General features: G+C 68.0%; 24 protein-coding genes and 1 pseudogene. 15 read left to right on the top strand and 10 right to left on the bottom strand.

What is annotated here, in order from left to right:
* Nucleotides 1–484 (top strand): alpha/beta hydrolase family protein (locus VFF46_RS28680; RefSeq protein WP_325040342.1); only part of this gene is annotated, 484 nt, incomplete at its 5' end.
* Here the strand turns inward: VFF46_RS28680 and VFF46_RS28675 are convergent.
* Nucleotides 467–1,093, bottom strand: a complete 627-nt coding sequence (locus tag VFF46_RS28675; RefSeq protein ID WP_325040341.1) for a TetR/AcrR family transcriptional regulator — start codon at nt 1,091–1,093, stop codon at nt 467–469. The genes VFF46_RS28680 and VFF46_RS28675 overlap by 18 nt on opposite strands.
* Before the next feature lie 69 nt (nt 1,094–1,162).
* Here VFF46_RS28675 and VFF46_RS28670 point away from each other — a divergent pair, with 69 nt between their 5' ends.
* Nucleotides 1,163–1,558, top strand: a complete 396-nt coding sequence (locus VFF46_RS28670; RefSeq protein WP_325040340.1) for a Dabb family protein — start codon at nt 1,163–1,165, stop codon at nt 1,556–1,558.
* Between the two features lie 22 nt (nt 1,559–1,580).
* On the opposite strand, the gene VFF46_RS28665 is transcribed toward VFF46_RS28670, so the two are convergent.
* Nucleotides 1,581–2,675 (bottom strand): hypothetical protein, encoded by a 1,095-nt coding sequence (locus tag VFF46_RS28665; protein WP_325040339.1) that lies wholly within the window; start codon nt 2,673–2,675, stop codon nt 1,581–1,583.
* Nucleotides 2,676–2,757: 82 nt separating this feature from the next.
* Here VFF46_RS28665 and VFF46_RS28660 point away from each other — a divergent pair, with 82 nt between their 5' ends.
* Complete coding sequence (locus tag VFF46_RS28660; protein WP_325040338.1) at nt 2,758–3,207, top strand: MarR family transcriptional regulator; 450 nt, start codon at nt 2,758–2,760, stop codon at nt 3,205–3,207.
* Nucleotides 3,204–4,559: an MFS transporter gene (locus VFF46_RS28655; protein WP_325040337.1), complete on the top strand. Its 1,356-nt coding sequence runs from the start codon at nt 3,204–3,206 to the stop codon at nt 4,557–4,559. Before VFF46_RS28660 ends, VFF46_RS28655 begins: the two co-directional genes overlap by 4 nt.
* Here the strand turns inward: VFF46_RS28655 and VFF46_RS28650 are convergent.
* Nucleotides 4,556–5,266, bottom strand: a complete 711-nt coding sequence (locus VFF46_RS28650; RefSeq protein ID WP_325040336.1) for a DUF4429 domain-containing protein — start codon at nt 5,264–5,266, stop codon at nt 4,556–4,558. The two genes, VFF46_RS28655 and VFF46_RS28650, sit on opposite strands and share 4 nt — an antisense overlap.
* Nucleotides 5,267–5,330: 64 nt before the next feature.
* Between VFF46_RS28650 and VFF46_RS28645 the strand changes: the two genes are divergently transcribed.
* Nucleotides 5,331–6,725, top strand: coding sequence for a mycothione reductase (locus tag VFF46_RS28645; RefSeq protein WP_325040335.1), 1,395 nt, complete (start codon nt 5,331–5,333; stop codon nt 6,723–6,725).
* Nucleotides 6,726–6,857: 132 nt separating this feature from the next.
* On the opposite strand, the gene VFF46_RS28640 is transcribed toward VFF46_RS28645, so the two are convergent.
* The gene (locus tag VFF46_RS28640; protein WP_325040334.1) at nt 6,858–8,018 is read right to left on the bottom strand and encodes a helix-turn-helix transcriptional regulator; all 1,161 of its coding nucleotides are present in this window, start codon (nt 8,016–8,018) and stop codon (nt 6,858–6,860) included.
* A 338-nt stretch (nt 8,019–8,356) separates the two neighbouring features.
* Between VFF46_RS28640 and VFF46_RS28635 the strand changes: the two genes are divergently transcribed.
* Nucleotides 8,357–8,542, top strand: a complete 186-nt coding sequence (locus VFF46_RS28635; RefSeq protein WP_325040333.1) for a hypothetical protein — start codon at nt 8,357–8,359, stop codon at nt 8,540–8,542.
* A 442-nt stretch (nt 8,543–8,984) separates the two neighbouring features.
* On the opposite strand, the gene VFF46_RS28630 is transcribed toward VFF46_RS28635, so the two are convergent.
* Nucleotides 8,985–10,427 (bottom strand): LLM class flavin-dependent oxidoreductase, encoded by a 1,443-nt coding sequence (locus VFF46_RS28630; RefSeq protein WP_325040332.1) that lies wholly within the window; start codon nt 10,425–10,427, stop codon nt 8,985–8,987.
* 34 nt (nt 10,428–10,461) lie between these two features.
* Between VFF46_RS28630 and thpR the strand changes: the two genes are divergently transcribed.
* Genes thpR through VFF46_RS28605 form a run of 5 tightly spaced genes read left to right on the top strand, consistent with a single transcriptional unit; the run spans nt 10,462 to nt 15,329 of the window.
* Entirely contained in the window at nt 10,462–11,025 is a 564-nt protein-coding gene (thpR, locus tag VFF46_RS28625; protein WP_325040331.1) for an RNA 2',3'-cyclic phosphodiesterase, read from the top strand.
* A 45-nt stretch (nt 11,026–11,070) separates the two neighbouring features.
* Nucleotides 11,071–11,919, top strand: a complete 849-nt coding sequence (gene efeU, locus VFF46_RS28620; protein WP_325040330.1) for an iron uptake transporter permease EfeU — start codon at nt 11,071–11,073, stop codon at nt 11,917–11,919.
* Between the two features lie 14 nt (nt 11,920–11,933).
* On the top strand, nt 11,934–13,073 hold the full coding sequence (gene efeO, locus VFF46_RS28615) for an iron uptake system protein EfeO (protein ID WP_325040329.1): 1,140 nt from the start codon (nt 11,934–11,936) through the stop codon (nt 13,071–13,073).
* Entirely contained in the window at nt 13,070–14,392 is a 1,323-nt protein-coding gene (gene efeB, locus VFF46_RS28610; protein WP_325040328.1) for an iron uptake transporter deferrochelatase/peroxidase subunit, read from the top strand. Before efeO ends, efeB begins: the two co-directional genes overlap by 4 nt.
* 25 nt (nt 14,393–14,417) lie before the next feature.
* Nucleotides 14,418–15,329 (top strand): hypothetical protein, encoded by a 912-nt coding sequence (locus tag VFF46_RS28605; RefSeq protein WP_325040327.1) that lies wholly within the window; start codon nt 14,418–14,420, stop codon nt 15,327–15,329.
* Here the strand turns inward: VFF46_RS28605 and VFF46_RS28600 are convergent.
* From VFF46_RS28600 to VFF46_RS28580, 5 genes are all read right to left on the bottom strand, one after another.
* The gene (locus VFF46_RS28600) at nt 15,316–15,753 is read right to left on the bottom strand and encodes a MaoC family dehydratase (protein ID WP_325040326.1); all 438 of its coding nucleotides are present in this window, start codon (nt 15,751–15,753) and stop codon (nt 15,316–15,318) included. The genes VFF46_RS28605 and VFF46_RS28600 overlap by 14 nt on opposite strands.
* Before the next feature lie 5 nt (nt 15,754–15,758).
* Entirely contained in the window at nt 15,759–16,598 is an 840-nt protein-coding gene (locus VFF46_RS28595; protein ID WP_325040324.1) for a carbohydrate ABC transporter permease, read from the bottom strand.
* Entirely contained in the window at nt 16,591–17,556 is a 966-nt protein-coding gene (locus VFF46_RS28590) for a sugar ABC transporter permease (RefSeq protein ID WP_325040322.1), read from the bottom strand. Before VFF46_RS28590 ends, VFF46_RS28595 begins: the two co-directional genes overlap by 8 nt.
* Nucleotides 17,557–17,558: 2 nt before the next feature.
* Nucleotides 17,559–18,872, bottom strand: coding sequence for a sugar ABC transporter substrate-binding protein (locus VFF46_RS28585; RefSeq protein ID WP_325040320.1), 1,314 nt, complete (start codon nt 18,870–18,872; stop codon nt 17,559–17,561).
* Between the two features lie 221 nt (nt 18,873–19,093).
* On the bottom strand, nt 19,094–20,164 hold the full coding sequence (locus VFF46_RS28580; protein ID WP_325040319.1) for a LacI family DNA-binding transcriptional regulator: 1,071 nt from the start codon (nt 20,162–20,164) through the stop codon (nt 19,094–19,096).
* Nucleotides 20,165–20,271: 107 nt separating this feature from the next.
* Between VFF46_RS28580 and VFF46_RS28575 the strand changes: the two genes are divergently transcribed.
* From VFF46_RS28575 to VFF46_RS28565, 4 genes and pseudogenes are all read left to right on the top strand, one after another.
* A complete protein-coding gene (locus VFF46_RS28575) occupies nt 20,272–21,861 on the top strand; it encodes an acyltransferase (RefSeq protein ID WP_325040318.1) in 1,590 nt (529 codons plus the stop codon).
* Nucleotides 21,762–22,358 (top strand): FAD-binding oxidoreductase, encoded by a 597-nt coding sequence (locus VFF46_RS40665; protein ID WP_414673100.1) that lies wholly within the window; start codon nt 21,762–21,764, stop codon nt 22,356–22,358. The genes VFF46_RS28575 and VFF46_RS40665 overlap by 100 nt, the downstream gene beginning before the upstream one ends.
* A complete protein-coding gene (locus tag VFF46_RS28570; RefSeq protein ID WP_325040317.1) occupies nt 22,313–22,699 on the top strand; it encodes a hypothetical protein in 387 nt (128 codons plus the stop codon). The genes VFF46_RS40665 and VFF46_RS28570 overlap by 46 nt, the downstream gene beginning before the upstream one ends.
* 100 nt (nt 22,700–22,799) lie before the next feature.
* Nucleotides 22,800–23,155 (top strand): annotated as a pseudogene (locus tag VFF46_RS28565) (hypothetical protein); the annotation flags it as partial.

Genomic DNA, 23,155 nt, shown 5'->3' with positions numbered 1-23,155 from the left:
CCCGCTCGAGGACCAGGTGACCGCGCTGCATGCCGCCGCCGAACAGACCGGCGCGCTGGACCTCACCCGGGTCGGCATCCGCGGCTGGAGCTACGGCGGCCTGCTCGCCGCGGCCGCCGTACTGCTGCGGCCGGACGACTTTCACGCCGCCGTCGCGGGCGCCGCACCGGCCGACCAGCGGCTCTACGACACCCACTGGCGCGAGCGGTTCCTCGGGCACCCGGACGACAACCCGGAGGTCTACGACCGGCTGTCGCTGATGACGTACGCCGCCGACCTGCGCCGCCCGCTGCTCCTGGTGCACGGCGTCGCCGACGACAACGTCTTCGTAGCCCACACGCTCCGGCTGTCCGCCGCACTGACAGCAGCCGGCCGCCCGCACCAGGTACTCCCGCTCTCAAACGTCACCCACATGGCCGACAACGCGGCTGGGGTCGGCCTCATGCGCTCCGAGCTGGCATTCCTGTCAAACCACCTGCTCTGACCCGAACGCCCGCAGGAACGTCCGTACGGCGTTCCCCGTGACCTCGTCGAGCTCGGCCGCGCCCAGCTTCCGGGTGCCGAGGCGCGAGCGAGTCTCCAACGGCGCGGTCAGCAGCGCGCCGAACTGTTCGGCGGCCACGGCCGGGTCGGTGATCCGGAGCTGCCCGGCCAGCGCCAGCCGGGCGAGCCGGTCGGCCAGGGCATCGTTGACCTTGTCGGTCGCACGGTCCCGGACGATGTCCTGCAGCTCCGGCATACTCGCGAACTCCGCGTACAGCAGGCGGCGCAGCGCCCACGACTTCTCGTCGCAGTAGCACTCGGCCAGCTTCCGGCCGACCTCGGTCAATACCTCCGCCGGCTCCCGATCAGGGCGGAGCGCCTCGACGGCGGCGAGGTTCCTGGCGAGCGCGTCGTCGGCAAGCGCGGCGACCGCGGCGCGGAACAGCGATTCCTTGTCGCCGAAGTGGTTGTAGATCGTGTGCTTCGCGACCCCGGCCGTGGCCGCGACCGTGTCCACACTCGCCTGCCGGTAGCCGTCCCGGGCGAAGACGGTGAACGCCGAGTCCAGGATCGCCTGGCGCTTGTCGATACGACCGCGGGTGGTTGTCACCTGCCCAGGGTAACCTGATGAACTGTAGGGTACGATAAAATGCACTAGCCAGTGCACAAGGAGAATCTGATGATCGTGAATCTGTTGCGGATCCGGTTCAAGGACGGCGTGACCGTCGCGGAGCAGGAGGAGGTGCTGGCGGTGATGCGCCGGACGGCGTCACTGGAGAGTGTGGCGTTCGGTGCCGTGGGCAAGGATTTCGGGAATCCGGAGGACGGGTTCACCCACTCGTACCTCGCGGCGATCCCGGATCTGGACGCGCTGGAGCGGTACATGCACGACCCGGTGCACCTCGCAGGTGACGAGCTGATCATGGACAAGCTCGAGAAGATGAGCGCCGTCCGGTTCACCGACGACACCGACCCGGAGCTCGGCAAGGCCGTCTACGAGATCGCCGACGGCAAGATGCGGCAGTACCCGGACTGGGCCCGCCGGATCGACGAACTGTTCGGCGCGCACGTCTAGGTGGTGGCTGGCAATTCCCCACCTAGGGCGTGGGAGCGGGAGACACGCCCTGGACGCTGCGGCGAAGTTCCAGGTACTCCGTGCGTGCCGTGAAGAGGTCGCGGAGTTCGGTGCTGACGTTGTCGAGGAAGTCGGTGCGGAACGTCGAGTCGGTGAGCAGCGCGATCGAGTAGTAGAGACCGGTGAAGTTCGCGATGCCGACCGCGACCTTCACCAGTGAGGCGCTGAGGACGAGCGGGTGGTGGAAGAGCGAGAAGTTGTACGACCAGGAGCCGGCCGACACGCCCCACTGGTCGTAGACGTGCTTGCTGATCGCCAGCATGCCGAACCCGATGAAGAACAGCCCCACGCCCGCGCTGACCACCAGGACCTGCATCCACTGCCGGACGACCAGGTTGATGCTCAGGTTGAGGCGCTGGCTGCGGCGCAGTGGCGGGCCGGAGCCGGCGTCGCGCTCGATCGCGTCCACCTCGCGGGGCAGCCGGATCAGCAGGAACAGCGTGCTGAGCGCGGTGAACGCGACCATCGAGAGCACGATGAACGAGGTCGGCATACCGGCGAAGACCTGCCACATGTCGGCGGTCACGAACAGCACGAGTGAGAAGACGAGCAGCAAGGGCAGGGCGCGGATCAGGCTGGCCACCGAGTTCGCCAGCTCGCCGGCGAGGCGCCGCAGGCCCCAGTACGTCGTCGCGATCAGGCCGTAGCCGACCACGACGTACACCAGGCCGACCAGCACGAGGTTGCCGATGGCAATGCCGAAGAACTGGCGGACCTGCTCCTGGGTGACCACCGGCAGCAGCGCGGGGAGGAACACGAAGACCGCGAGCTCCGGGATGCCGAAGCGGGTCGGCAACGACCAGAACGGCCGCCCGCGGAACCCGTTCAGCAGGCCGAACCCGACGACCAGGACGACCAGCCCGCCGAGCGCGGCCAGCAGGTTCTGCCACCAGTGCCAGTCCAGCGAGGTGGCGCCGAGCATCTCGATCAGGAACACCACCACGAGCAGGGGCGCGGCCCGGGTGAAGATGTCGTGCGTCGGCGAGAAGTCCTCGATGAACAGCGGCAGTCCCGCGCGCCGGAACCGCTGCTCGTACCGCTCCAGCTGGGCATTCATGCGCCGAACTCTAGCGGGGCGGGAATACCAGCCCGCTGGCGCGCGTTTTTAGTTAGCAAAGGTAATGAGTTAAGGTAAAGACATGCCCGAGGTCGTAGCGCAGCAGGTGAAGAGTGATGTCGGGCTGGCGAGCGCCCTGCGGTCGTCGACCCTGCGGCTGTCCCGGCAGATCCGCCGGCAGCGCGAGCCCGGTCACGACCTGACCGCGAACCAGCTCAGCGTGCTCGGCGCGCTGTCCAAGCACGAGGCGATGACGATCGGCGAGCTGGCCGCCCACGAGCAGGTCAAGCCGCCGTCGATGACGCGGATCGTGACCAACATGGAGGAGGCGGGCCTGGTGGTCCGCCGCCCCCATCCCACCGACAAGCGCCAGATCGTCGTCGAGCTGACCGCCCGCGCCGACGAGCTGATCCTGGCGAACCGCCGGCGCCGCGACGAGTGGCTGCAGACGAAACTCAAGCAACTCACCCCCGAGGAGCGCGACATCCTGCGCAAGGCAGCACCTGTTCTCGAACGACTGGCGGCTCGATGAGCCCCACCTTCCGTGCGTTCAAAGTCCGTAACTTCCGGCTCTACGCCTCCGGCGCGATCGTCTCGAACGTCGGCACCTGGATGCAGCGTGTCGCCCAGGACTGGCTGGTCCTGGAGCTGACCCACTCCGGCGCCGCGCTCGGCATCGTCACCGGCCTGCAGTTCCTGCCCGCGCTGCTGCTCGGGCCGTACGCCGGTGTGCTCGCCGACCGGATGCCCAAGCGCCAGCTGCTCACGTACACCCAGATCGCGATGGGCAGCGTCGCGCTGTTCCTCGGCGGTCTCACCGTGCTCGGTGTCGTCCAGCCGTGGCACGTGTTCGCGCTCGCGCTGGTGTTCGGCGTGGGTACGGCGTTCGACGCGCCTGCCCGGCAGGCGTTCGTGGTCGAGATGGTCGGCCGCGACGAGCTCGCCAACGCGGTCGGGCTGAACTCGGCCTCCTTCAACGCGGCCCGGCTGCTCGGCCCGGCGCTGGCCGGTGTGCTGATCAGCTGGATCGGCACCGGTCCGGTGATCATGGTCAACGCGTTCACCTACATCGCGGTGATCGTGTCGCTGCGGATGATGCGCGTCGGCGAGCTGTACACGCCGAAGCCCGCGGCCCGGGAGAAGGGCATGATCCGGGACGGCATGCGGTACCTGTGGCGCCGGCCGGAGCTGATGATGGTGCTGGTCACGGTGTTCTTCGCCGGGACCTTCGGGCTGAACTTCCAGATGACGTCGGCGCTGATGGCGACCGAGGCGTTCCACAAGGGCGCGGGGGAGTACGGCCTGCTCGGGTCGGTGCTCGCGATCGGGTCGCTGTCCGGGGCGCTGCTCGCGGCGCGCCGGGTCCGGATCCGCGCGCGGCTGGTGATCGGCGCGGCGGTGCTGTTCGGCCTGTTCGAGATCGTCAGCGCGCTGATGCCGACGTACCTGACGTTCGCGCTGGTGCTGCCGCTGGTCGGGCTGACCTCGCTGACCATGCTGACCTCGGCGAACGCGACCATGCAGCTGAGCATCGAGCCGACCATGCGCGGCCGGGTGATGGCGCTGTACATGACCGTACTGATGGGCGGTACGCCGATCGGCGGCCCGTTCATCGGCTGGGTCGGGCAGACGATGGGCGCCCGCTGGTCGCTGATCGTCGGCGGCGGGCTGACCGTGGCCGGCGCCATCGGGTCGGTGGCGTACTTCTCCCGCAAGCGCGGTCTCTCGATCCGCCCGCGGCTGCTCCCGCGTCCGCACCTCGAAGTACTCCCGCAGACCGAGCTGCTCGCCGACAAGGCAGCCGTCGACGCGGCCCCCGCCGTCCCGGAGCCGGACCTCGCTCCGGAGCCGGCCCGCGAGCCGACCAGTCCGCGGGTGGCCTAGGGCCGGATCCGGGTCAGTAGGCGGGCGGCGAAGAACAGTACGTCGATGTCGGTGTCGCGGGCGCTGACCATCGCGGCCGGGTCGTGCTTCGGCTTCGGCCGTTCGAGCGGCGTCCGGTCGGTGCCGATCCGGAGGTAGCCGCGGGCACCGATCCGGCCCTGGTCCGGGCTCCACTCGACCTCGAGGATGGCGTCCAGCGGTACCGACCACGGGTTGCCGTGCGCCTTCTTCCGGCGCCCGGCGCGGAGCTCGTACCTGAACGTGAGCTCCCCGTTCGCCACCGACAGCGTCGTGTCCCGCCCGGCGATCCGGTCCGGCGCGTACGGCGGCGCGAGCAGCCACCGCGCGGCGGCCGCCGGTACGTCGCGGCGGGTCAGGGTACGGCGGATCTCGCCGGCGACCCGCTCCGCGAGCGCCGGGTCGACGTCCGGGAAGTCGTACGGGTCGCCGAGGATGTCCGCGCCCGTGACCGCCTGCAGCGGATCGGCACCGTCACGCAGTACCAGCCGCAGGCCGACCGGCCCAGCGCCGTACACCTCGACCGACTGCAGCGCCTCCACCGGCAGTACCCGTTCACCCAGGCGGGTGCGCAACGTGGCGGCCAACGGATCGAGCCCCGGTTCGGTCCCGTCGTACCGGATCCGCAGCGTCCCGATGCCGTCCCAGACGACCGTGCCGTTCGTGCTCGTCAGCTCACCACCTGCCACCCACCTATCCTCCCTGGTCCGCAGGTCCACCGCAGGTCCTGGGGTGTAACGCGCACAATGGGGTGTGACCACTTACGACCTCGTCGTCATCGGGACCGGCTCCGGGAACACGATCGTGAACCGGCGGTTCGCGGACTGGAAGGTGGCGATCGTCGAGCGCGGGACGTTCGGCGGCACCTGCCTGAACGTCGGCTGCATCCCGACCAAGATGTTCGTGCACGCCGCCGACGTGGCGGCGACCCCGTCGGTGAGCGCGCGGTACGGCGTCGACGAGCAGCTGCTGGACGTCCGCTGGACCGACGTCCGGGACCGGATCTTCGGCCGGATCGACCCGATCTCCGCGGGCGGTTCGGAGTACCGGCACCACAACTCGGGGGTGCACATGTACGACGGCACCGGGCGGTTCACCGGGGTCAAGGAGCTGACGGTCGACAACAAGGACGGCTCGACCAGCGTGTTCAGCGCCGAGCGGTTCGTGATCGCCACCGGCAGTCGTCCGGTGGTGCCGCCGATCCCGGGCCTCGAGGAGACCGGGTTCCACACGTCGAACACGATCATGCGGCTGGACGAGCTGCCGCGCCGGATCGCGATCATCGGCAGCGGGTTCGTCGCGGCCGAGTTCGCGCACGTGTTCGGGGCGTTCGGCGTCGAGGTGACGGTCGTCGCCCGGTCGGCCGAGCTGCTCCGGTACGAGGACGCCGAGGTGGCGGCGCGGTACACGGAGATCGCGCGGCAGAAGTACGACGTACGGCTGAACCACGAGACCGTGCACGTGTCCCGGCAGGACGACGGGACGGTGCTCGTCAAGATGCTGCATCCGGACGGCGCCGACGAGCTGGTCGTCGACGAGCTGCTGGTCGCGGTCGGCCGGGAACCGAACTCGGACCTGCTGAACCTCGGGGCGACCGGCGTCGAGGTCGACAGCGCGGGCCGCGTGGTGGTCGACAAGTACCAGCAGACCAGCGTCGAGGGCATCTACGCACTCGGCGACGTGACGAACCCGCACCAGCTGAAGCACGTCGCGAACCACGAGGCCCGGGTGGTCAAGCACAACCTGCTGAACCCGGACGACCGGATCGAGTCCGACCACCGGTTCGTCCCGCACGCGGTGTTCAGCTCGCCGCAGATCGCGTCCGTCGGGCTCACCGAGGAGCAGGCGCGCGAGCGCGGGATCCGTTACGTGACGGCGGTTCAGCGGTACGCCGACATCGCGTACGGCTGGGCGATGGAGGACACCACCGGGTTCGCGAAGGTGCTGGCCGACCCGGAGACCGGGCAGCTCATCGGCTGCCACGTCATCGGTCCGCAGGCGCCGACCGTGATCCAGCCGGTGATCCAGGCGATGAGCTTCGGGCTGGACGCGTACACGATGGCGCGCGGCCAGTACTGGATCCACCCGGCGATGCCGGAGCTGATCGAGAACGCGCTGCTGAAGCTCGACCTACCGCCGAAAGGCTGAAGACAAAGGCAAAGGAAAGGAAGACCAAAGAATAAGAGCAAAGAAAAGAAGAGATTTAGAGAGGTGGTCGGTCGGAAGCCTGTCGTCTGCCGCCGATCTCGCCGTGTTGAGATCGAGCTTGTCGTCAGGCAGTCAGCCTGTGCGGAGTGACTCGCCGAAGTCCCGTACAAGTGCTTCGCCGGCGTATCGGCTTCGCAGTTCGTGGTTCAGTTCGTGGGCCACCATGTAGAGGTGCACGCGACTCTGGCGACCGGCCTTCAGTCCTTCGCGGCCGAGGCTGACGGCCTGCTCCAGATCGCCGTCGCGGCCGGCCACGAACGCGAGGGTGAGGCGACTCTCGGCAATCCGCATCGGGCTCAGCTCGGTGCCGTCGGGCGCGGTGTTGTCGCGGATGACCGCACGGGCGTAGTCGCCGGCGAGGTCGTCGTCTCCCGCCATCCGATGGACGTCCATCGCGTAGTAGTCCCATTTCGCGGGGTCGATCTTGAAATGGTTATCCGGGCGGTCGGGGTACGGCATGCCGTCGAGCATCGCGCGACCCTCAGCGAGAAGATCCGCCAACCCGGATTCACCGAGACGAGCGCGGGCCTTGGCCTCCTGGGCGATCAGCTGGACGTGCACGCTCGACGTACCCGCTGCTGCCTGACCGCGGCGAGCGGCGGCGACCGCTTGGGGAAACCGACCTTGCGTGAGTGCGAACCATGCTGTCATCTCATGGCCCCAGCCAATAATTTCCGGGTGGCCAGCCTCCTCGCCGAGCTGTTGCGCGGCAATTCGGGTCGACTCGGCGGCGGTCATGAGGCCGAGGTCGTATTCGACGCATCCGGCGAGGAGCGCGAGGTAGCCCCCGGCCACCAATAGCTCCTGATGGGCCTTCAGGCCAACGGGGCGGCTGAGTAGGGCTGAAACCCGCTTCAACCACTCGTGAGCCTCCTGGCGAAGCTCCAGGGCGTCGCGGCGATTGTACTGACAGCACAGCTCTTGGACCGTGGACTGCAGGACTTCCAGGGTGTCGGTGGTCGTGTCGCTGGCGCGCATACGGTGAACGAGTTCGGCCGTCTGCCAAGGCATCTGCTCCAGCCGGAGAACGTCGGCGCCCTTCGCGGCCACGATGAGCGCGCCTTTGGCGCGGAGCGCGGCGTCACAAGCGCGGGCGAGGTGCTCGGTGGGCATCTTGCGCCCGTTCTCCACGTTCGAGAGGTAGCTACGGCTGAAGTTTGTTGCGCGAGCGAGATCCGCCAGTGACCACCCGCGATGGTTACGGTACTCACGGAGTCGGCTCCCGAACGTCATGTCCCCAGTGTTACCCCATGCGCGTATCCCTGTCTTCCGATGCGGAGGGATACGCGGGAACTGTCCCTTATGAGCGTGGAACGCGGCAGCCTGTGACCATGAGTGACGGGGTTGAGTGGACAGGGCGGGACGTACCGCGACTACCGCCAGCACCGGTTCCCGCCGATGACCAGTGGCCCGAGATGCGATCGGCACAGGAGATCGCGAACGAACCGTGCGACGGCGTGCACCCGCAGACCGGGGCGCTGTGCGTCCTCAGGTGGCACCGCGGCTACCACCACGACCGGACGGGGGCTGAGTGGCTTGATGCGTAGGTTGCTGCCGGATCGCGTCTACTTATGGCTCGTCGTACGGAAGCACTGGTCGCCGTGGGCGCGGGGTACGACGCGGGGTTCAACAACGGCACGGACTGTGCGGCGTTCCACGCCGACCGGCTCGTAGACAAGACCGAGGGTGCGAGCCTCGACGTCAGCCGCCTACGCGAACTCGCGGACCTGTATCGCGAAGAGGCGGACGAACTGTAGACCCGGTGGGGCGGCGTGCTGACCCCTGCATCCGCGCCGCCCCGCCGTACCAACTGCTGAGCTACGATCGAAGGAGACGACATGCCGAGAGACAACCGGCCACCGCAGCAGGTCTGCCCGTCGTGCAGAGGTACGGGGTGGAAACACAAGCGGGAGGCGCGGATGAGGAACGGCAAGATGACGACTGAGAACGTGCAGTATCCGTGTCCGCAGTGTGGAGGATCAGGGTGGACGAACCGGGGACGATAAACACGATCTGCCCGACATGCGAGGGCAGCGGTGGTATCCGCGTTGCTCGCGGGATCGTCCACATGCAAGGCAACCAGCCGTCCGGGCCGGCCGCTACCGCGTGGGTCCTTGAGGAGTGCCGAACCTGCAGCGGCGAGGGGAAGCTGCCAGGATTCCAGCCACCTGTCTGACGGTCACGTTGCTAAAGCGCTATCTACATCCGGAAAGCTGAAATCACCTCCGCGGCCGCGTCGAGCGTGTCGAGGTCGGGGAGGCTGATGATCGCCTCGGTCACGCCGGCCTCGGAGAGCTCGCGGAACCTGCCGATCTGGTCGTCGACCGTGCCGGCGTTGACGGTTGCGGCGTACTTCTCCGGGTTGGCGTTGCGCGGGCGGAGCTGGTGAATCAGCTGGTCGAGGTGATTCTTGTCTTTTCCTACCAATGTGGTGGAGAGGTGCGTCAGCTCTACTGGTCTGGTTAGGTACTTCGCTCGCTCCCGTACCGCCGCCGCGTCACCGAACACGTTCACCGCATCCGCGTAACGGTTCGCCAGGCGGAGCGTTCTGGGCCCGCTCCCACCGACCAGCAGGGGCAGGTGCTCTTGCAGAGGGCGGGGATAGCAAGTTGTGTCCGGCACGTCCAACACCTTGCCGTGGAACGGTTTGTTGCCTGGTCCCCATAAGACCGGGAGCAGTTGCAACGCGTCCTCGAGCAGCGCGTACCGGTCGTTCACCGACGGGAACGGCCAGCCGTACGCCTTGTGCTCCGCCTCGAACCACGCCAGCCCGACGCCGCACACCGCGCGCCCGCCGCTCAACACGTCCAGCGTCGCCGCGATCTTCCCGAGGTGGGCGACGTTCCGGTACGTGATGCCCGAGACCAGCGTGCCCAGCCGCACCCGCGTCGTACAGGCGGCGAGATACCCGAGCGTCGTCCAGCTCTCCAGGAAGTCCTCCCAGGCCCGCCCCACCTGCGGAATCTGCCGGAAGTGGTCCATCACGTACACCGCATCGAAGCCCAGCTGTTCAGCCCGCTCGGCCACCTCCCGCACCCACGCCCCCAGCCCCTCCCTGCCACCGGGGTACCTGCTCACCTGCAACCCGAACCGCAACCCGACCGGCGCTTCCGATTGCCGGGCCTGCGCCGCGTTGGACTCGACGAACACCTCCGGCACCACCCGCGCAGCGGCCTCCGGCGCGAGTACGTCGTCGTACCCTTCCTCGCCCAGCTCTTCCTTCACACTCCGCCACGCCCGGAGCTGACCCGTCAGCACATCCGCCGGAATCCGTTTCGCGGACCGCTCCCGATTCCGCCGCCGGCACTCCTCAGCCGGCGTATCGAACCGCACCGCCACACACGCCATCCCCGCCTCTCGAGCCAGCCCCAGCCATCGCACCCTTCGTTCCTTGTCCAGTCCCAGGGTGTCGACAACAGTCGTCAGCCCCCGCGCAATCCGCCGCTCGACCACCACCTCCAGCAAGGCGAAAGCGTCCGTACTCGCCGCGATATCGTCCTCACCGGAACCCACGAGCGCCCGCAACCGATCACTCGAAACGATCAGGTCCGGCGCGAAGTGCTCCGCCGCCCACGTCGATTTACCGGAGGCCCCGGGGCCGACCAGGATCACCACACACGGCGACGGCAGCTTGAGCTCCATGAAATGCAGTTTCCCTCACCGCTAGCCTTTTCGGATGCGATTGTTCGTGGCCGTGGTGCCACCAGCCGAAGTTGTGGAGGATCTGAGCGAGTTCGTCGAGCCGCGCCGGGAGCATCCGGACGAGGACATCCGCTGGGCGGCGGACGAGCACTGGCACATCACGCTGGCGTTTCTCGGGGACGTGCCGGACTGGAAGACCGAGGAGCTGGAGGAGCGGCTGGAGCGGGCGGCGGGGCGGCAGCGGCCGTTCGCGTTGCAGGTCGCCGGCGCGGGCGCGTTTCCCGGCGTACCGGACGCGCGGGTGCTGTACGCCGGGATCCGCGACGAGACCGAGTCCCTCAAACACCTGTCGATGACCACCCGGGCCGCCGCCAACCGGGCCGGGGTCGAGGTCGAGGGCCGCAAGTTCACCCCGCACCTGACGCTCGCGCGGCTGCGCCGGCAACTCGACGTCACCAAGTGGGTGCGGATCTTCGAGAACTACGAGAGCCCCGCCTGGACCGCGGGCAGTCTGCGGCTGATCGAGTCCCGGCTGGGCGAGGGCCCGGGGCACAGTGCGGCGTACGTCACGGTAGGCGAATGGGACTTCTTAGGCTAACCTCATGAAGGTTAGCCGTACCTAAGAAGACGAAAGTGTCCCGCCATGCTCGCGAACTATCTGATCGGACTCCGTGAAGGACTCGAGGCATCGCTGGTGGTCAGCATCCTCGCCACGTTCCTGGTCAAGTCCGGGCATCGGGACCGGCTCAAACTGGTCTGGATCGGTGTCGCCACGGCGCTCGCCGTGGCGGCCGCCGCCTGGGGCCTGCTGCAGTTCGTCACCGCGCTGACCGCGAAGTCGTTCACCACCCAGGAGATCGTCGGCGGCGTGATGTCGATCCTCGCGGTCGGCTTCGTCACCTGGATGATCTTCTGGATGCGCAAGGCCTCCCGGAGCATCGCGCGCGAGCTCCGCGACCGGATGGGCCAGGCCCTCGAGGTCGGGTCCCGCGCGGTCGTCATCCTGGCCTTCCTCGCGGTGTTCCGGGAGAGCATCGAGACCGCGTTCATCGTGTACGCCTCGGCCGCCACCGCGACCACCGCCGTACCGCTGATCGGCGTCCTGCTCGGCCTGGCCACCTCGGTGCTGCTCGGGGTCGCGATCTACAAGGGCGCGGTGAAGGTCAACCTCGCGGTGTTCTTCAAGTGGACCGGCGCGGTGCTCGTCCTCGTCGCGGCCGGCATCTTCGCGTACGGCTTCCACGACCTGCAGGAGGCCGGGGTGCTGCCCGGGATCGGCCACCTCGCGTTCGACATCTCGCACGTGATCCCGCCGGCCAGCTGGTACGGCGTACTGCTGAAGGGCATCTTCAACTTCAACCCGGCGCCGACCGTGCTGGAAGCGACCGCCTGGGTCGTGTACCTGGTCCCGGTGCTGTTCCTGTACTTCCGCCCGGTGAAGAGCCCCACCCCGCCTGCCGTGCCGGCGACGACCGCTCACAAAGCGGCCTGAATCCCAGGAGAACCATGTCTGCGCTTCTCGGCCGGAAGGCCGTAATCGTTGGTGCCACCATCGGACTGGCCGCGCTGAGCGCGTGCGCGAAGAGCGAGCCGGCCGCGAAGGACGACGGCACCGGTCCGGTGTCGGTGAAGGCGACCGACTCGGCCTGCGACCTGAGCCGCCGGGACGTGAAGTCCGGGACCAGCACGTTCTCGGTGTCGAACACCGGCAGCAAGATCACCGAGTTCTACGTGTACGCCGACGGCGACCGGGTGATGGGCGAGGTCGAGAACATCGGGCCCGGGCTGAAGCGGGACCTGATCGTCGAGCTGCCGACCGGCAAGTACCAGGCGGTCTGCAAGCCCGGGATGGTCGGCGACGGGATCCGCGGCGACCTGACCGTCACCGGTGACGCGCCCGCGCAGACGTCCGAGGACGCGCTGCTGAAGCAGGCGGCCGTGAGCTACCAGCGCTACATCAACTCGCAGGCGGTCGCGCTGGAGCAGAAGACCACCGAGTTCACCGCCGCGGTGAAGGCCGGCGACGTCGCGAAGGCGAAGGCGCTGTACCCGGTGTCGCGGACGTACTGGGAGCGGATCGAGCCGGTCGCGGAGTCGTTCGGCGATCTCGACCCGAAGATCGACGCCCGCGTGAACGACGTCGAGCCCGGCACCGAGTGGACCGGGTACCACCGGATCGAGCAGGCGCTGTGGGTCACCAACAGCACCAAGGGGATGGCGAAGTACGCCGACCAGCTGCTGGCCGACGTGAAGACGGTGGTGGCACGGTCGAAGGCCGTCAAGCTCACGGCGCTGCAGATGGCCAACGGTGCCAAGGGGCTGCTCGACGAGGTCGCGACCGGCAAGGTCACCGGCGAGGAGGACCGCTACTCGCACACCGACCTGTGGGACTTCCAGGCGAACGTCGAAGGCTCCCAGGCCGCGATCCAGGCCCTCCGCCCCGCGTTGCAGACCCGCGACGCCGCCCTGGTCACCCAGCTCGACACCAACTTCAAGGCAGTCTTCACCGCCCTCGACAAGTACCGCACCGCCGACGGCTTCAAGCCCTACACAGCCTCAGAGCCCGAGAAGAAGGCCCTCGGCGCCGTAGTAGACGGCCTAGCCGAACCAGTCAGCCAAGTAGCCGGAGTAATCGCAAAGAAATGACAGACGACGCGAGGCCCACGACGGACAACAGCTCGGCTCCCGCTTCCCCCGCCGCCGCCCCAGCGGAGCCGGGGCGGCGGCGGGGTGTTTCTCGGCGGGGGTTGTTCGGGGCTGCGGGGGCTGCTGTTGCTACGGGGGTTGCTGGGTATGCCGTGCGTTCGGCGGTGACGGCTCAGCCTTCGCAAGCCGCGGATGACAACGGGCCGGTTGAGTTTCATGGGGCGCATCAGGCAGGGATCACCACGCCGGTGCAGGACCGGCTGCACTTCGCGGCGTTCGATGTGACGACCACCAACCGCGACGAGCTCATCGCGCTGCTGAAGGAATGGACCGCCGCGGCCGCGCTGCTCACCGCCGGGCGTGACATCGGGCAGTACGGCGCGGTGAACGGCCCGGACGAGGTGCCGCCGGAGGACACCGGCGAGGCGGTCGGTCTCCCGCCGGCGCACCTGACGATCACCGTCGGCTTCGGCCCGTCCCTGTTCGACAAGCGGTTCGGCCTCGCCGCGAAACGCCCGAAGGCTCTCGTCGACCTCCCGCACTTCATCGGCGACGACCTCGAGGAAGCCCGGTCGTACGGCGACATCGCCGTACAGGCCTGCTCCGACGACCCCCAGGTAGCGGTCCACGCGATCCGCAACCTCGCCCGGATCGGCTTCGGCCGTACCGTCGTCCGCTACTCCCAGCTCGGCTTCGGCCGTACGTCGTCCACCTCCCGCGCCCAGGCGACCCCGCGGAACCTGTTCGGCTTCAAGGACGGTACGAACAACCTCAAACTCGAGGACGCCACCAAGCTCGAGCAGCAGCTGTGGGTCCAGCCCGAGGACGGCCCGGACTGGATGGTCGGCGGTTCGTACCTGGTGTCGCGCCGGATCCGGATGAACATCGAGATCTGGGACCGTACGTCGCTCGGCGAGCAGGAGGCGGTGGTCGGCCGCGGGAAGGGTACCGGCGCCCCGCTCGGCAAGGCGGACGAGTTCGACGCGATCGACTTCACCGCGAAGAACTCCGACGGCGAACCGAAGGTACCGGCCGACTCGCACGTCCGGCTCGCGCACCCACAGTTCAACAACGGCGCGGAGCTCCTCCGCCGCGGCTACAACTTCGTCGACGGCTCCGACGGGCTCGGCCGGCTGGACGCCGGGCTGTTCTTCCTCGCGTACCAGCGGGATCCGCGCAAACAGTTCATCCCGATCCAGAACCGGCTCGCGAAGAACGACAAGATGAACGAGTACATCCACCACGTGGGCTCCGGCATCTTCGCCTGCCCGCCGGGTGTCACGCCGGGGTCGTACTGGGGCGAGAAACTCTTCGCCTGAACCACGAGCCCACTAGATTGTGGCGGTGGGCAACCAGCAGGGCGGCTACCCGCCACCGGATCCGCAGTACCAGCAGTATCAGCAACCGCCGTACCAGCAGCAATCGCAGCAACCGCAGTACGCCCAGCAGCCGCAGTACCCCCAGCAGCCGCAGTTCGGGCCCGGTCCGTACGCCTCCCAGTTCCGCCCACCCCGCCGCGGTCGCGGCAGCGGCGGGCTGGCGGCGCTGATCATCGTGCTCTCGGTGATCGTGGTGCTGCTACTGGTCGGAGCCGGCATCCTCCTGGTCACGCCCAAGAAGCGCTCGACGAGCGGTCCGGTCACCCCGAGCTCGGCGCCGGTCCGCGCGTCGACCGCCCCGTCCGGCGGGCCGACCGTACCGAGCAGCGGTCCCACCGATCGCCCGTCCACCAACGCACCGAAGCCCGGCCCGGTGCCGTGTGCGCCTGGTGCCAACGTCTACTGTCTGCGGGCCACCGTGGCCAGTGCGTCCGCGCTGCTGAAGAGCAAGGGCGTGACCTGCGCGAAGACCGACGACCATCAGGTCAAGTGCGTCAAGGGCGGCAAGGCCGAGAGCATCGAGATCAGTCTCGAGCCGGACGCGCTGACGCAGGCCAGTGCCAACGCCCAGCTCTCGTCGTTCGGTGCGATGACGTTCAGCAACGGCCCGGGGGCATACCCTCAAGGCCGGGCAGTGGTGATCAAGAACCTGCAGCGCTCGATGAAGACGATCCTGCAGACGGCTCTGCCCGGCGATCCGACCGCCGCGCAGGTCACCAAGTGGATGCCCACGGACCTGGAGAAGTGCACCAACCAGTTCGTGAAGCTCGCCGGCTACGAGGTGAAGTGCGACGCCCCGACCCGCTTCAGCGTCCAGAACGACAACGGCAAGACCTTCTCCAGCTGGTCCGTGTCCTTCACAATCATGGCCGGCTGATGAAGTTCAGTACCTCGCAAGAGAACACCACGACGTCATCCTGATTGAGCAGCTCGGCCCGCGTACGCACCAGCCCACGATCAGGCTTCGACCTACTCGGCCGCGCCTCCAGTACTTCGGTCCGCAGCCGCAGCACGTCGCCCGGCCGGACCGGCGCCGGCCAGCGCAGCTCGTCGACACCGGGCCCGCCGAGACTCGCAACCTTCGACAGATACTGGTCGGCGTACAACCGCATCATCATCCCGGCCGTGTGCCAGCCGCTCGCGATCAGCCCGTGGAACGGACCGTCCGCAGCCGCCACAGGGTCTACGTGGAAGTACTGCGGGTCGAACTGCTCGGCGAACTCGATGACGGCTGCCTGGTCGACGGTGAGTGTGGCCGGGTGCTCGACGCGAGCACCCGGCACGTAGTCCTCGAAGTACATGCGTCCTATTTGACCGCACCGGCAGTTACACCGGCGACGAAGTGTCGTTGGGCCAGCAGGAAGCCAATGACGACCGGGACGCTGACCACCAGGGCAGCGGCCATGATCTGGTTCCAGTAGATGTTGGTCTGGGTCGAGTACTGGCGTAGCCCGACGGACAGCGTGCGGTTGGCCTCGGTGGTCATCACCGACGCGAACAAGACCTCGCCCCACGCGGTCATGAACGAGTAGATCGCCACCGCGATCACCCCGGGCCGCGCGGCCGGCAGTACGACCCGCCACAGCGCGCCCATCGGACCACACCCGTCGACCAGTGCGGCCTCGTCGAGCTCGCGCGGGATGCTGTCGAAGTACCCGGCCAGCATCCAGATCGAGAACGGCAGGCTGAACGTCAGGTACGTGATGATCAGCCCGAGCCGCGTCCCGACCAGCTGCAACCCGAACGAGTTGTTGATGTTCACGAAGATCAGGAACAACGGCAGCAGGAACAGCACACCCGGGAACATCTGCGTCGACAGCACCGTCGTGGTGAACACGCTCCGCCCGCGGAACCTGAACCGCGACACCGCGAACGCCGCCAGGATCGCGATCGCCACCGAGAAGACCGTCGCGGACACCGACACGATCGTCGAGTTCACGAAGTACTTCGCCAGCGGCACCGTCTTCCACATGTCGACGAACGGCGCCAGCGTCAGGTTCGACGGCCACCAGGTGAACGCGCCCTGCACGTCCTTCAGCGGTTTGAGCGACGACGTGATCATCACGTACAGCGGGACCAGCACGAACAGCCCGAGCACGGTCAGGGTGACACCGCGGTAGATCTTGAAGCCTCTGGTCTCACGCACGACGTGACCTCCTTCCGGTGACGAGCAGGTAGATGCCGGTGACGATCATCAGGAAGATCAGCAGCAGGACGGACATCGCCGCACCGGTCCCGAAGTTCCAGGTCAGGAACGACGCGTTGTAGATGTGGAACGTGATCAGGTCCCCGGCCGGCGGCTGCGCCGTACCGAACAGCACGTACGGCGTGTTGAAGTCGCTGAACGTCCACAGGAACAGCACGAGTACCAGCACCAGGTTGACCGGCCGCAGCGACGGCAGCGTGATGTTGCGCCACTGCCGGATGTTGCCGGCGCCGTCCACCGACGCGGCCTCGTACAGGTCCCGCGGGATGCTCTGCATACCGGCCATCAGCGTGAGGAACGCGAACGTCCACAGCTTCCACCCGGCCACCGTGATCAGCGCGACCAGCGCGTTGCCGCCGATCAGCCAGAACGTCTTGCCGTCGCTCAGGTGCAGCTGGTGCAGCACGTGGTTCACCGCGCCGGTGTCCCGCTGGAGCATGAAGTTCCAGGTCAGGATCCCGGCGTACGCCGGAAGCGCGTACGGCACCAGGAACAGCGTCCGTACGACGCCGCGCCCGCGGAACTCGGGCTGCAACGCGACCGCCGCGGCCATCCCGAGCACCCACGAGAACGCCACCGTGACCACCGAGAACACGACCGTGACGCCGAACGACTTCAGCAGCCCCTGGCCGACCGCGTTGTTGAAGTCGAGCGCGACCTTGTAGTTGTTCAGCCCGGCGCCCGGAGCGGCGGACCAGTTCGCGATGAAGAACTTGGTCAGCTTCACGAAGCTCATCCAGATCCCGACCAGCATCGGGATGATGTGGATGAACAGCTCCAGCAGCACCGCCGGGGCGAGCAGCGCGTACGGCAGCCACCGGTTCAGCCCGGGACGGTTCTCGGGGCGGCTCCGGCGCTTGATCGGCGCCGGAGCCGCGGTTTCGGTTGCGACGGCCATCGTCAGCTGCTCGCCGCCACCTGGTCCTCGGCGGTCTTCAGGGCCGCCTTGACGTCGTCGGCGCTCACCGTGCCGCCGGTCGCGATCTTGGCGAACATCGAGTTCATCGCCTTGCCGACGGTGCTCTCGAACTGGTCCTCGGCCGGCACCAGCGGCAGCGGCTTGGACTTGGTGTTGTAGATGTCCTGGAAGGTGGCTGCCTCGGTCGCGTCGGTGGTGAAGTTCGGCTTCGCGTCCTTCAGCACCGGCAGCGCGGAGAACGGCTTGTCCAGCGTGCTCTGCGTGGTCGCGTCGGTCATGTACTTGACGAACTTCAGCGCCGCGTCCTTGTGCTTGGTGTTCTTGAACACCGACAGGTTGATGCCCGCGACGTGGCTGGCCACCTGCTCGCCGCCGGACGGCGCCGGGAACGGTACGACGCCGTACTCGCCGGCCTTCATCCCATTGGCCACGATCGAGGAGTCCGCGTTGTTCTGGTTGATGACCATCGCGACCTTCTTGGTGGCGAAGTCGTTCACGGACTTGGTGCCGTTGTCGTACTGCGCGTTCGACGGGTTCGCGACCTTGTCCTTCTGCATCAGGTCGAGGTACCGCAGGACGCCCTGGACGTTGCCGTCACCGGTGAAGGTCGGCTTGCCGTCGCCGCCGAACCAGTCGGCCTTGTTCTGCGCGGCGTTGATGAACGCGAAGTGCACGTTCTCGGTGTAGCTGCCGGCCGCCAGCGCCATACCCCACTGCTTGCCCGGGATGGTCAGCTTCTTGGCGTCGGTGACCATCTCCTCCCAGGTCTTCGGCGGCTGCAGGCCGGCCGCGGCGAACATCGCCTTGTTGTAGTACAGGCCGTAGGCCAGACCGTAGAGCGGGACCGAGGTCGGGTCGGTGCCTTCCTTGCCGCCGGTCGCCAGAGCCGTCGGCACGAACTTGTCCTTGCCGCCGATCGCGGTCATCGCGTCGCCGTCGAACGGCAGGAACGCGTCGGTGGCCTGCAGCGAGGCCGCCCAGGTGTTGCCGATGTTGACCACGTCCGGCGCCTGGCCGGAGGTGATCGCGGTCTGGATCCGGGTCTGCAGGTCGTTCCAGCCGATCACCTCGAGGTTGACCTTGATCCCGGTGTCCTTGGTGAACTTCTGCAGGACCGGGGTCAGCACCTCCTTGTCGTTGTCCAGGCTGGTGCCCTGGTTGCTGGCCCAGTAGGTCAGCGTCTGGTCCCCGGAACTGCCACCGGAGGAGTCGTTCTTGCTGCCGCCACCACAGGCGGCGAGGCTGACTCCCATGGCGGTCGCAGCCACCGCGGCTACAAGCGAACGCAGTCTCACGTCGGACTCCCTCGTCCCGTGTCGAGCCCCCGCGGACCTGCGGGGGCGGATCAGGCACATACTGGCCTAACCGGTTAAGTTTCGAAACCCTAACCGGTTCAGCAGCACCGCCTTCGTTACGACCTCGTAACCCGCCCAACCTCCACCGACCCACCGGCAAACGCAATCCACCACGCACCGCACCCACCCGATTTCACACAGTCTTCAAACTGTGGAGGGTTCTAAGAGTGAGCGGGTCCTGAGGACTCGCGCGCGCGCAATTCCCCGGCCGGTGCCTCTTCGTGCCGTTCGGGGTTGCCGGTGATGATCCGCAGCAGCAGGTCCGCCGCCGCCCGGCCGCGCTCCATCGTCTTCTGGTCGACCGCAGTGATCCCCGGCCTCGCCAGCTCGCACAGCGGCGAGTCGTCCCACGCCACCACCGACACCTGCCCCGGCACCGCCGTACCGAGATCCATCGCGACCCGCAGCGCCGCCACCGCCATCAGGTCGTTCCCGAGCACGATCGCGGTCGGCGGATTCGCCCCGGTCAGCAACCGCCGCGTGAGCTCGGCCCCGTCGTCGTACCGGTAACTCCCCTCGACGTGCCGCACCCTGACCCCGCGCCGCACCCCGCTCTCGTGCAACGTCTGCACCCGCGACCGCTCGTGGATGAACGTGAACGGCCCGCTGATGTGCGCGATGTCCGTGTGCCCGAGCCCGACCAGGTGATCGAGGATCAGGTCGACGGTCTCCGCCGACGAGCTGATCAGCCGTCCGGCCGTGTCGTCCGGCGCGTTCGAGCTGACCACCACGCACGGCACCCCGAGCTCCTTCAGCAACGGGATCCGCGGGTCGTCCTCGTGCTCGTCGAACAGGATGAACCCGTCGACCCGCCCCTGCCGCGACCAGCGTCGCAGTACGTCGAGGTCCTCGCCGTGCTCGCCGGTGAGCCGGAGCAGCAGCGACGAGTCGACCTCGTTCAGGTACTGCTCGATGCCGACCAGCGTGCGCATGTAGAACGCCTCGGTGGAGATCAGCGTGGGCTCCCGCGCGATCACGATCCCGATCGTCCGGGTCCGGCTCGCGGACAGCGCGACCGCGGCGGAGTTCGGGTGGAAGCCGAGCTCCTCGGCCAGGTCGAGCACCCGCTGCCGGGTCTCCTCACTGACCCCGGCGCGGCCGTTCAGCGCGTACGAGACCGACGCCTTCGAGATGTGCAGCCGGCGTGCGAGATCGCTGATCGTGACCCGATGACCGCGGCGGGTGCCGTTGGCCGGGCCGTCGCCGCCCGCGCCGGATCCGCTCGTCGTCATCGCCCGGCCACCCCTCGCGCAGACGGAAAAGTGTTCATGTCAGACCGGAGATTAGCAGCGGCATTTCGGCCCTAGCGCTGCCCGGGAGATTTGGATAGCGTTTTCCCATGCTGCCGAACGAGCCGTTGCGCCTCGATTTCCTGCCCTGGGAGTACAAACGGACGGCGTCCGGCGCCGATCGTGAGCGGCAGGCCGAACGGCAGGCGCGCCTCGGCGGGTCGGTCGAACTGGCGGCCGACGTGTACGTCGCCGAGTCGGCCGCGGTGTACTGCGACGAGCTCCGGCTGGGGGAGCGTTCGTACATCGCCGCGCACGCCTACGTCACCGGACGGATCACGCTCGGCTCCGACTCGACGATCAACCCGTTCGCGGCCGTCCGCGGCGTGGTGACGATCGGCGACGGCGTCCGGATCGGCGCGCACACGTCGCTGCTCGCGTTCAACCACGGAACCGCGCCGGGCGAGCCGATCTTCAAGCAGCCGCACACCGCGCTCGGCATCACGATCGGCGACGACGTCTGGATCGGTTCGAACGTGACGATCCTGGACGGCGTCACGGTCGGCCCGCACACGATCATCGGCGCGGGCGCAGTCGTCACGAAGGACATCCCCGCCAACTCGGTAGCGGCCGGCAACCCGGCCCGCATCCTCCGCTCGCGGACAGGAGCATCCATGTCAGGTGACCTACCCACCCTGCTGACGGCGTTCGCGGCCGAGGCCCGCGCGCAGACCGACGACGTACTCGCGCGCTGCTGGGACGGCACGCGCTTCGTCGACCGCCCCGGCCTCGACCGGGCGCCGGAGATCCGCCCGTGGTGCGACGCGATCGAGATCGCGGACCTGCTGGTACGCCGTACGCCGGCGGGTCACACGCGCGACGACCTCGTCCGTCGCCTGCGCGAACACCAGGATCCGGCGACCGGACTGGTACCACCGGAAGACCAGCCCGATGCCGAACTCGCTGTCCTGGAAGGGCCTGCCAGCTACCACATCCTGTGCGTCGGGTACGCCCTCCAGGTCCTCGGAAGCAGCTTCGAGCACCCGATCGACACGTCGTTCGGCCTCGAAGACCTCGACAAGTTGCCATGGGCAAGGAGAGCGTGGTCGGCAGGCTCCGGGATCGACGCGCTCGGTACGGCGCTGGCGCTGCAGAACGGCGGCGAATCCGGTCACCTCGAACTGCTGATGGGTTGGCTCCTCACCCACGTCGACCCGTCGACCGGCATGTGGGGTACGCCCCATCCCGACGACGGACTGCTCCAGGTGGTGAACGGTTTCTACCGCCTCACGCGCGGCACGTACGCGCAGTTCGGCCTCCCGCTGCCCTATCCCGAGCAGGCCGTCGCCACGGTGCTTGCGCACAGCAACGACCGGCGGATGTTCACCGGCGACAACTACAACGCGTGCAACGTGCTCGACGTCATCCATCCGCTGTGGCTGGCCCGCAAGCAGACGTCGTACGGCGAGGCCGAGGGCCGCCGCTGGGCCGAGCAGCAGCTGCGCGCGATCCTGACCCGCTGGGTCGACGGGGCCGGTTTCGCGTTCGCCCCGGACGGCACCGACGACCGGGCGATCCCGGGGCTGCAGGGTACGGAGATGTGGCTGGCGATCATCTGGCTGCTGTCCGACTACCTGGGCATGTCCGACGCGCTCGGCTACCGCCCCCGCGGCGTCCACCGCCCGGAACCACTGGTCTGACCCACTCCGCGTGGTACAGCGGGACCGTGCAGGGACGAGTCGTACCAGCGGACATCGAGCAGGTCGTCAAGTGCGCCGCTACACACGGCCTGCAGGTCGCAGCCCAAGCAGGCGGCCACGGGGCGACCCGTGCGCTCGACGGCACGATCGTCGTACGCACGGACGCGCTGGACGAGCTGTCTGTCGACGCAACGGCCCGTACTGCGCAGGTAGGAGCAGGTGTGCGCTGGGGAGCGCTGCAGCGCGCACTGGACGGCACGGGTCTCACAGGTCTACCTGGCTCGTCGGCGAATGTGTCTGTGGTCGGGTACTGCTTGAACGGCGGTTTTTCCTGGTTTTCCCGCCCGTACGGGAGCGGTGCGGGCAGCCTGCGGGCTGTGGAGCTCATCGACGGGCGCCGGAGAGCGTCACGTTGTGGGCGTACCTCGTTCACTACCCAGCAGCGCCCAGTGTGCCCGAGGCTGTGCGTGGGAAGTCGTTCTGCATGGTCGACGTGATCACACCGGACGCCTCGGCTCCTGAGCTCGAGCAGGCGCTGTCGCTGATCACCAGTCCGTTCCAGGAGGTGACTCCTGAGCTGGTCAGCACGCTGCAGGAGTACGGCAAGCCACCGCTCTTCCAGTTGGTCATCCGGCACCTGCGGTCGGGTGAGCACGCACTGCGGACGTTGCAGGAGGCCCTGTCGCCGTGGCGGGTCGGCCAGAAGACACCGACCGGGCTGTCCGCCTGGAACACCCTGGAGGACTGCTACACCCCGGACGACCTGGCCAGGCTCCGTGAGATCAAGCGGCGGGTCGACCCCCACGGCACGTTCGTTGGGAACTTCCGCCTACTCTGACCCCGTGGACCCCCGCACGCGCCGACTGGTGACCTCCCTCGTACTGGCTGCCCTGGTCGCCATCGTCGTAGTGGCAGCCTTCCTCCGGTAACGTCACCGCATGGCCACCACCGGTGAACGTTCGTCGTACCTGATGCGGGCCGGGATGGTCCGCAACGTGCGGTCCGGGGAGCACCTGACCACGTTCGTGGTGTCCGGGGTGGCGACGGTGCTGATCACGCGGCTGCTGCTCAGCCTGAGCGGGTACCCGCAGATCGGCGGCAAGGGCCTGCACATCGCGCACGTCCTGCCCGGCGGCCTGCTGATGTTCGTCGCGATCTCGCTGCTGCTCGGGTACGTCGGCCCGGTCGTCCGGCCGGCCGCGGCGACGATCGGCGGGATCGGGTTCGGCCTGTTCATCGATGAGGTCGGGAAGTTCGTCACCTCGGACAACAACTACTTCTACAAGCCGACCGC

The sequence above is a fragment of the Kribbella sp. genome (assembly GCF_035655035.1).
In the GTDB taxonomy this organism is placed as follows: Bacteria; Actinomycetota; Actinomycetes; order Propionibacteriales; family Kribbellaceae; genus Kribbella.
Note: the sequence above shows the minus strand (reverse complement) of the source record. Positions and strands in the feature narration are given on the sequence as shown.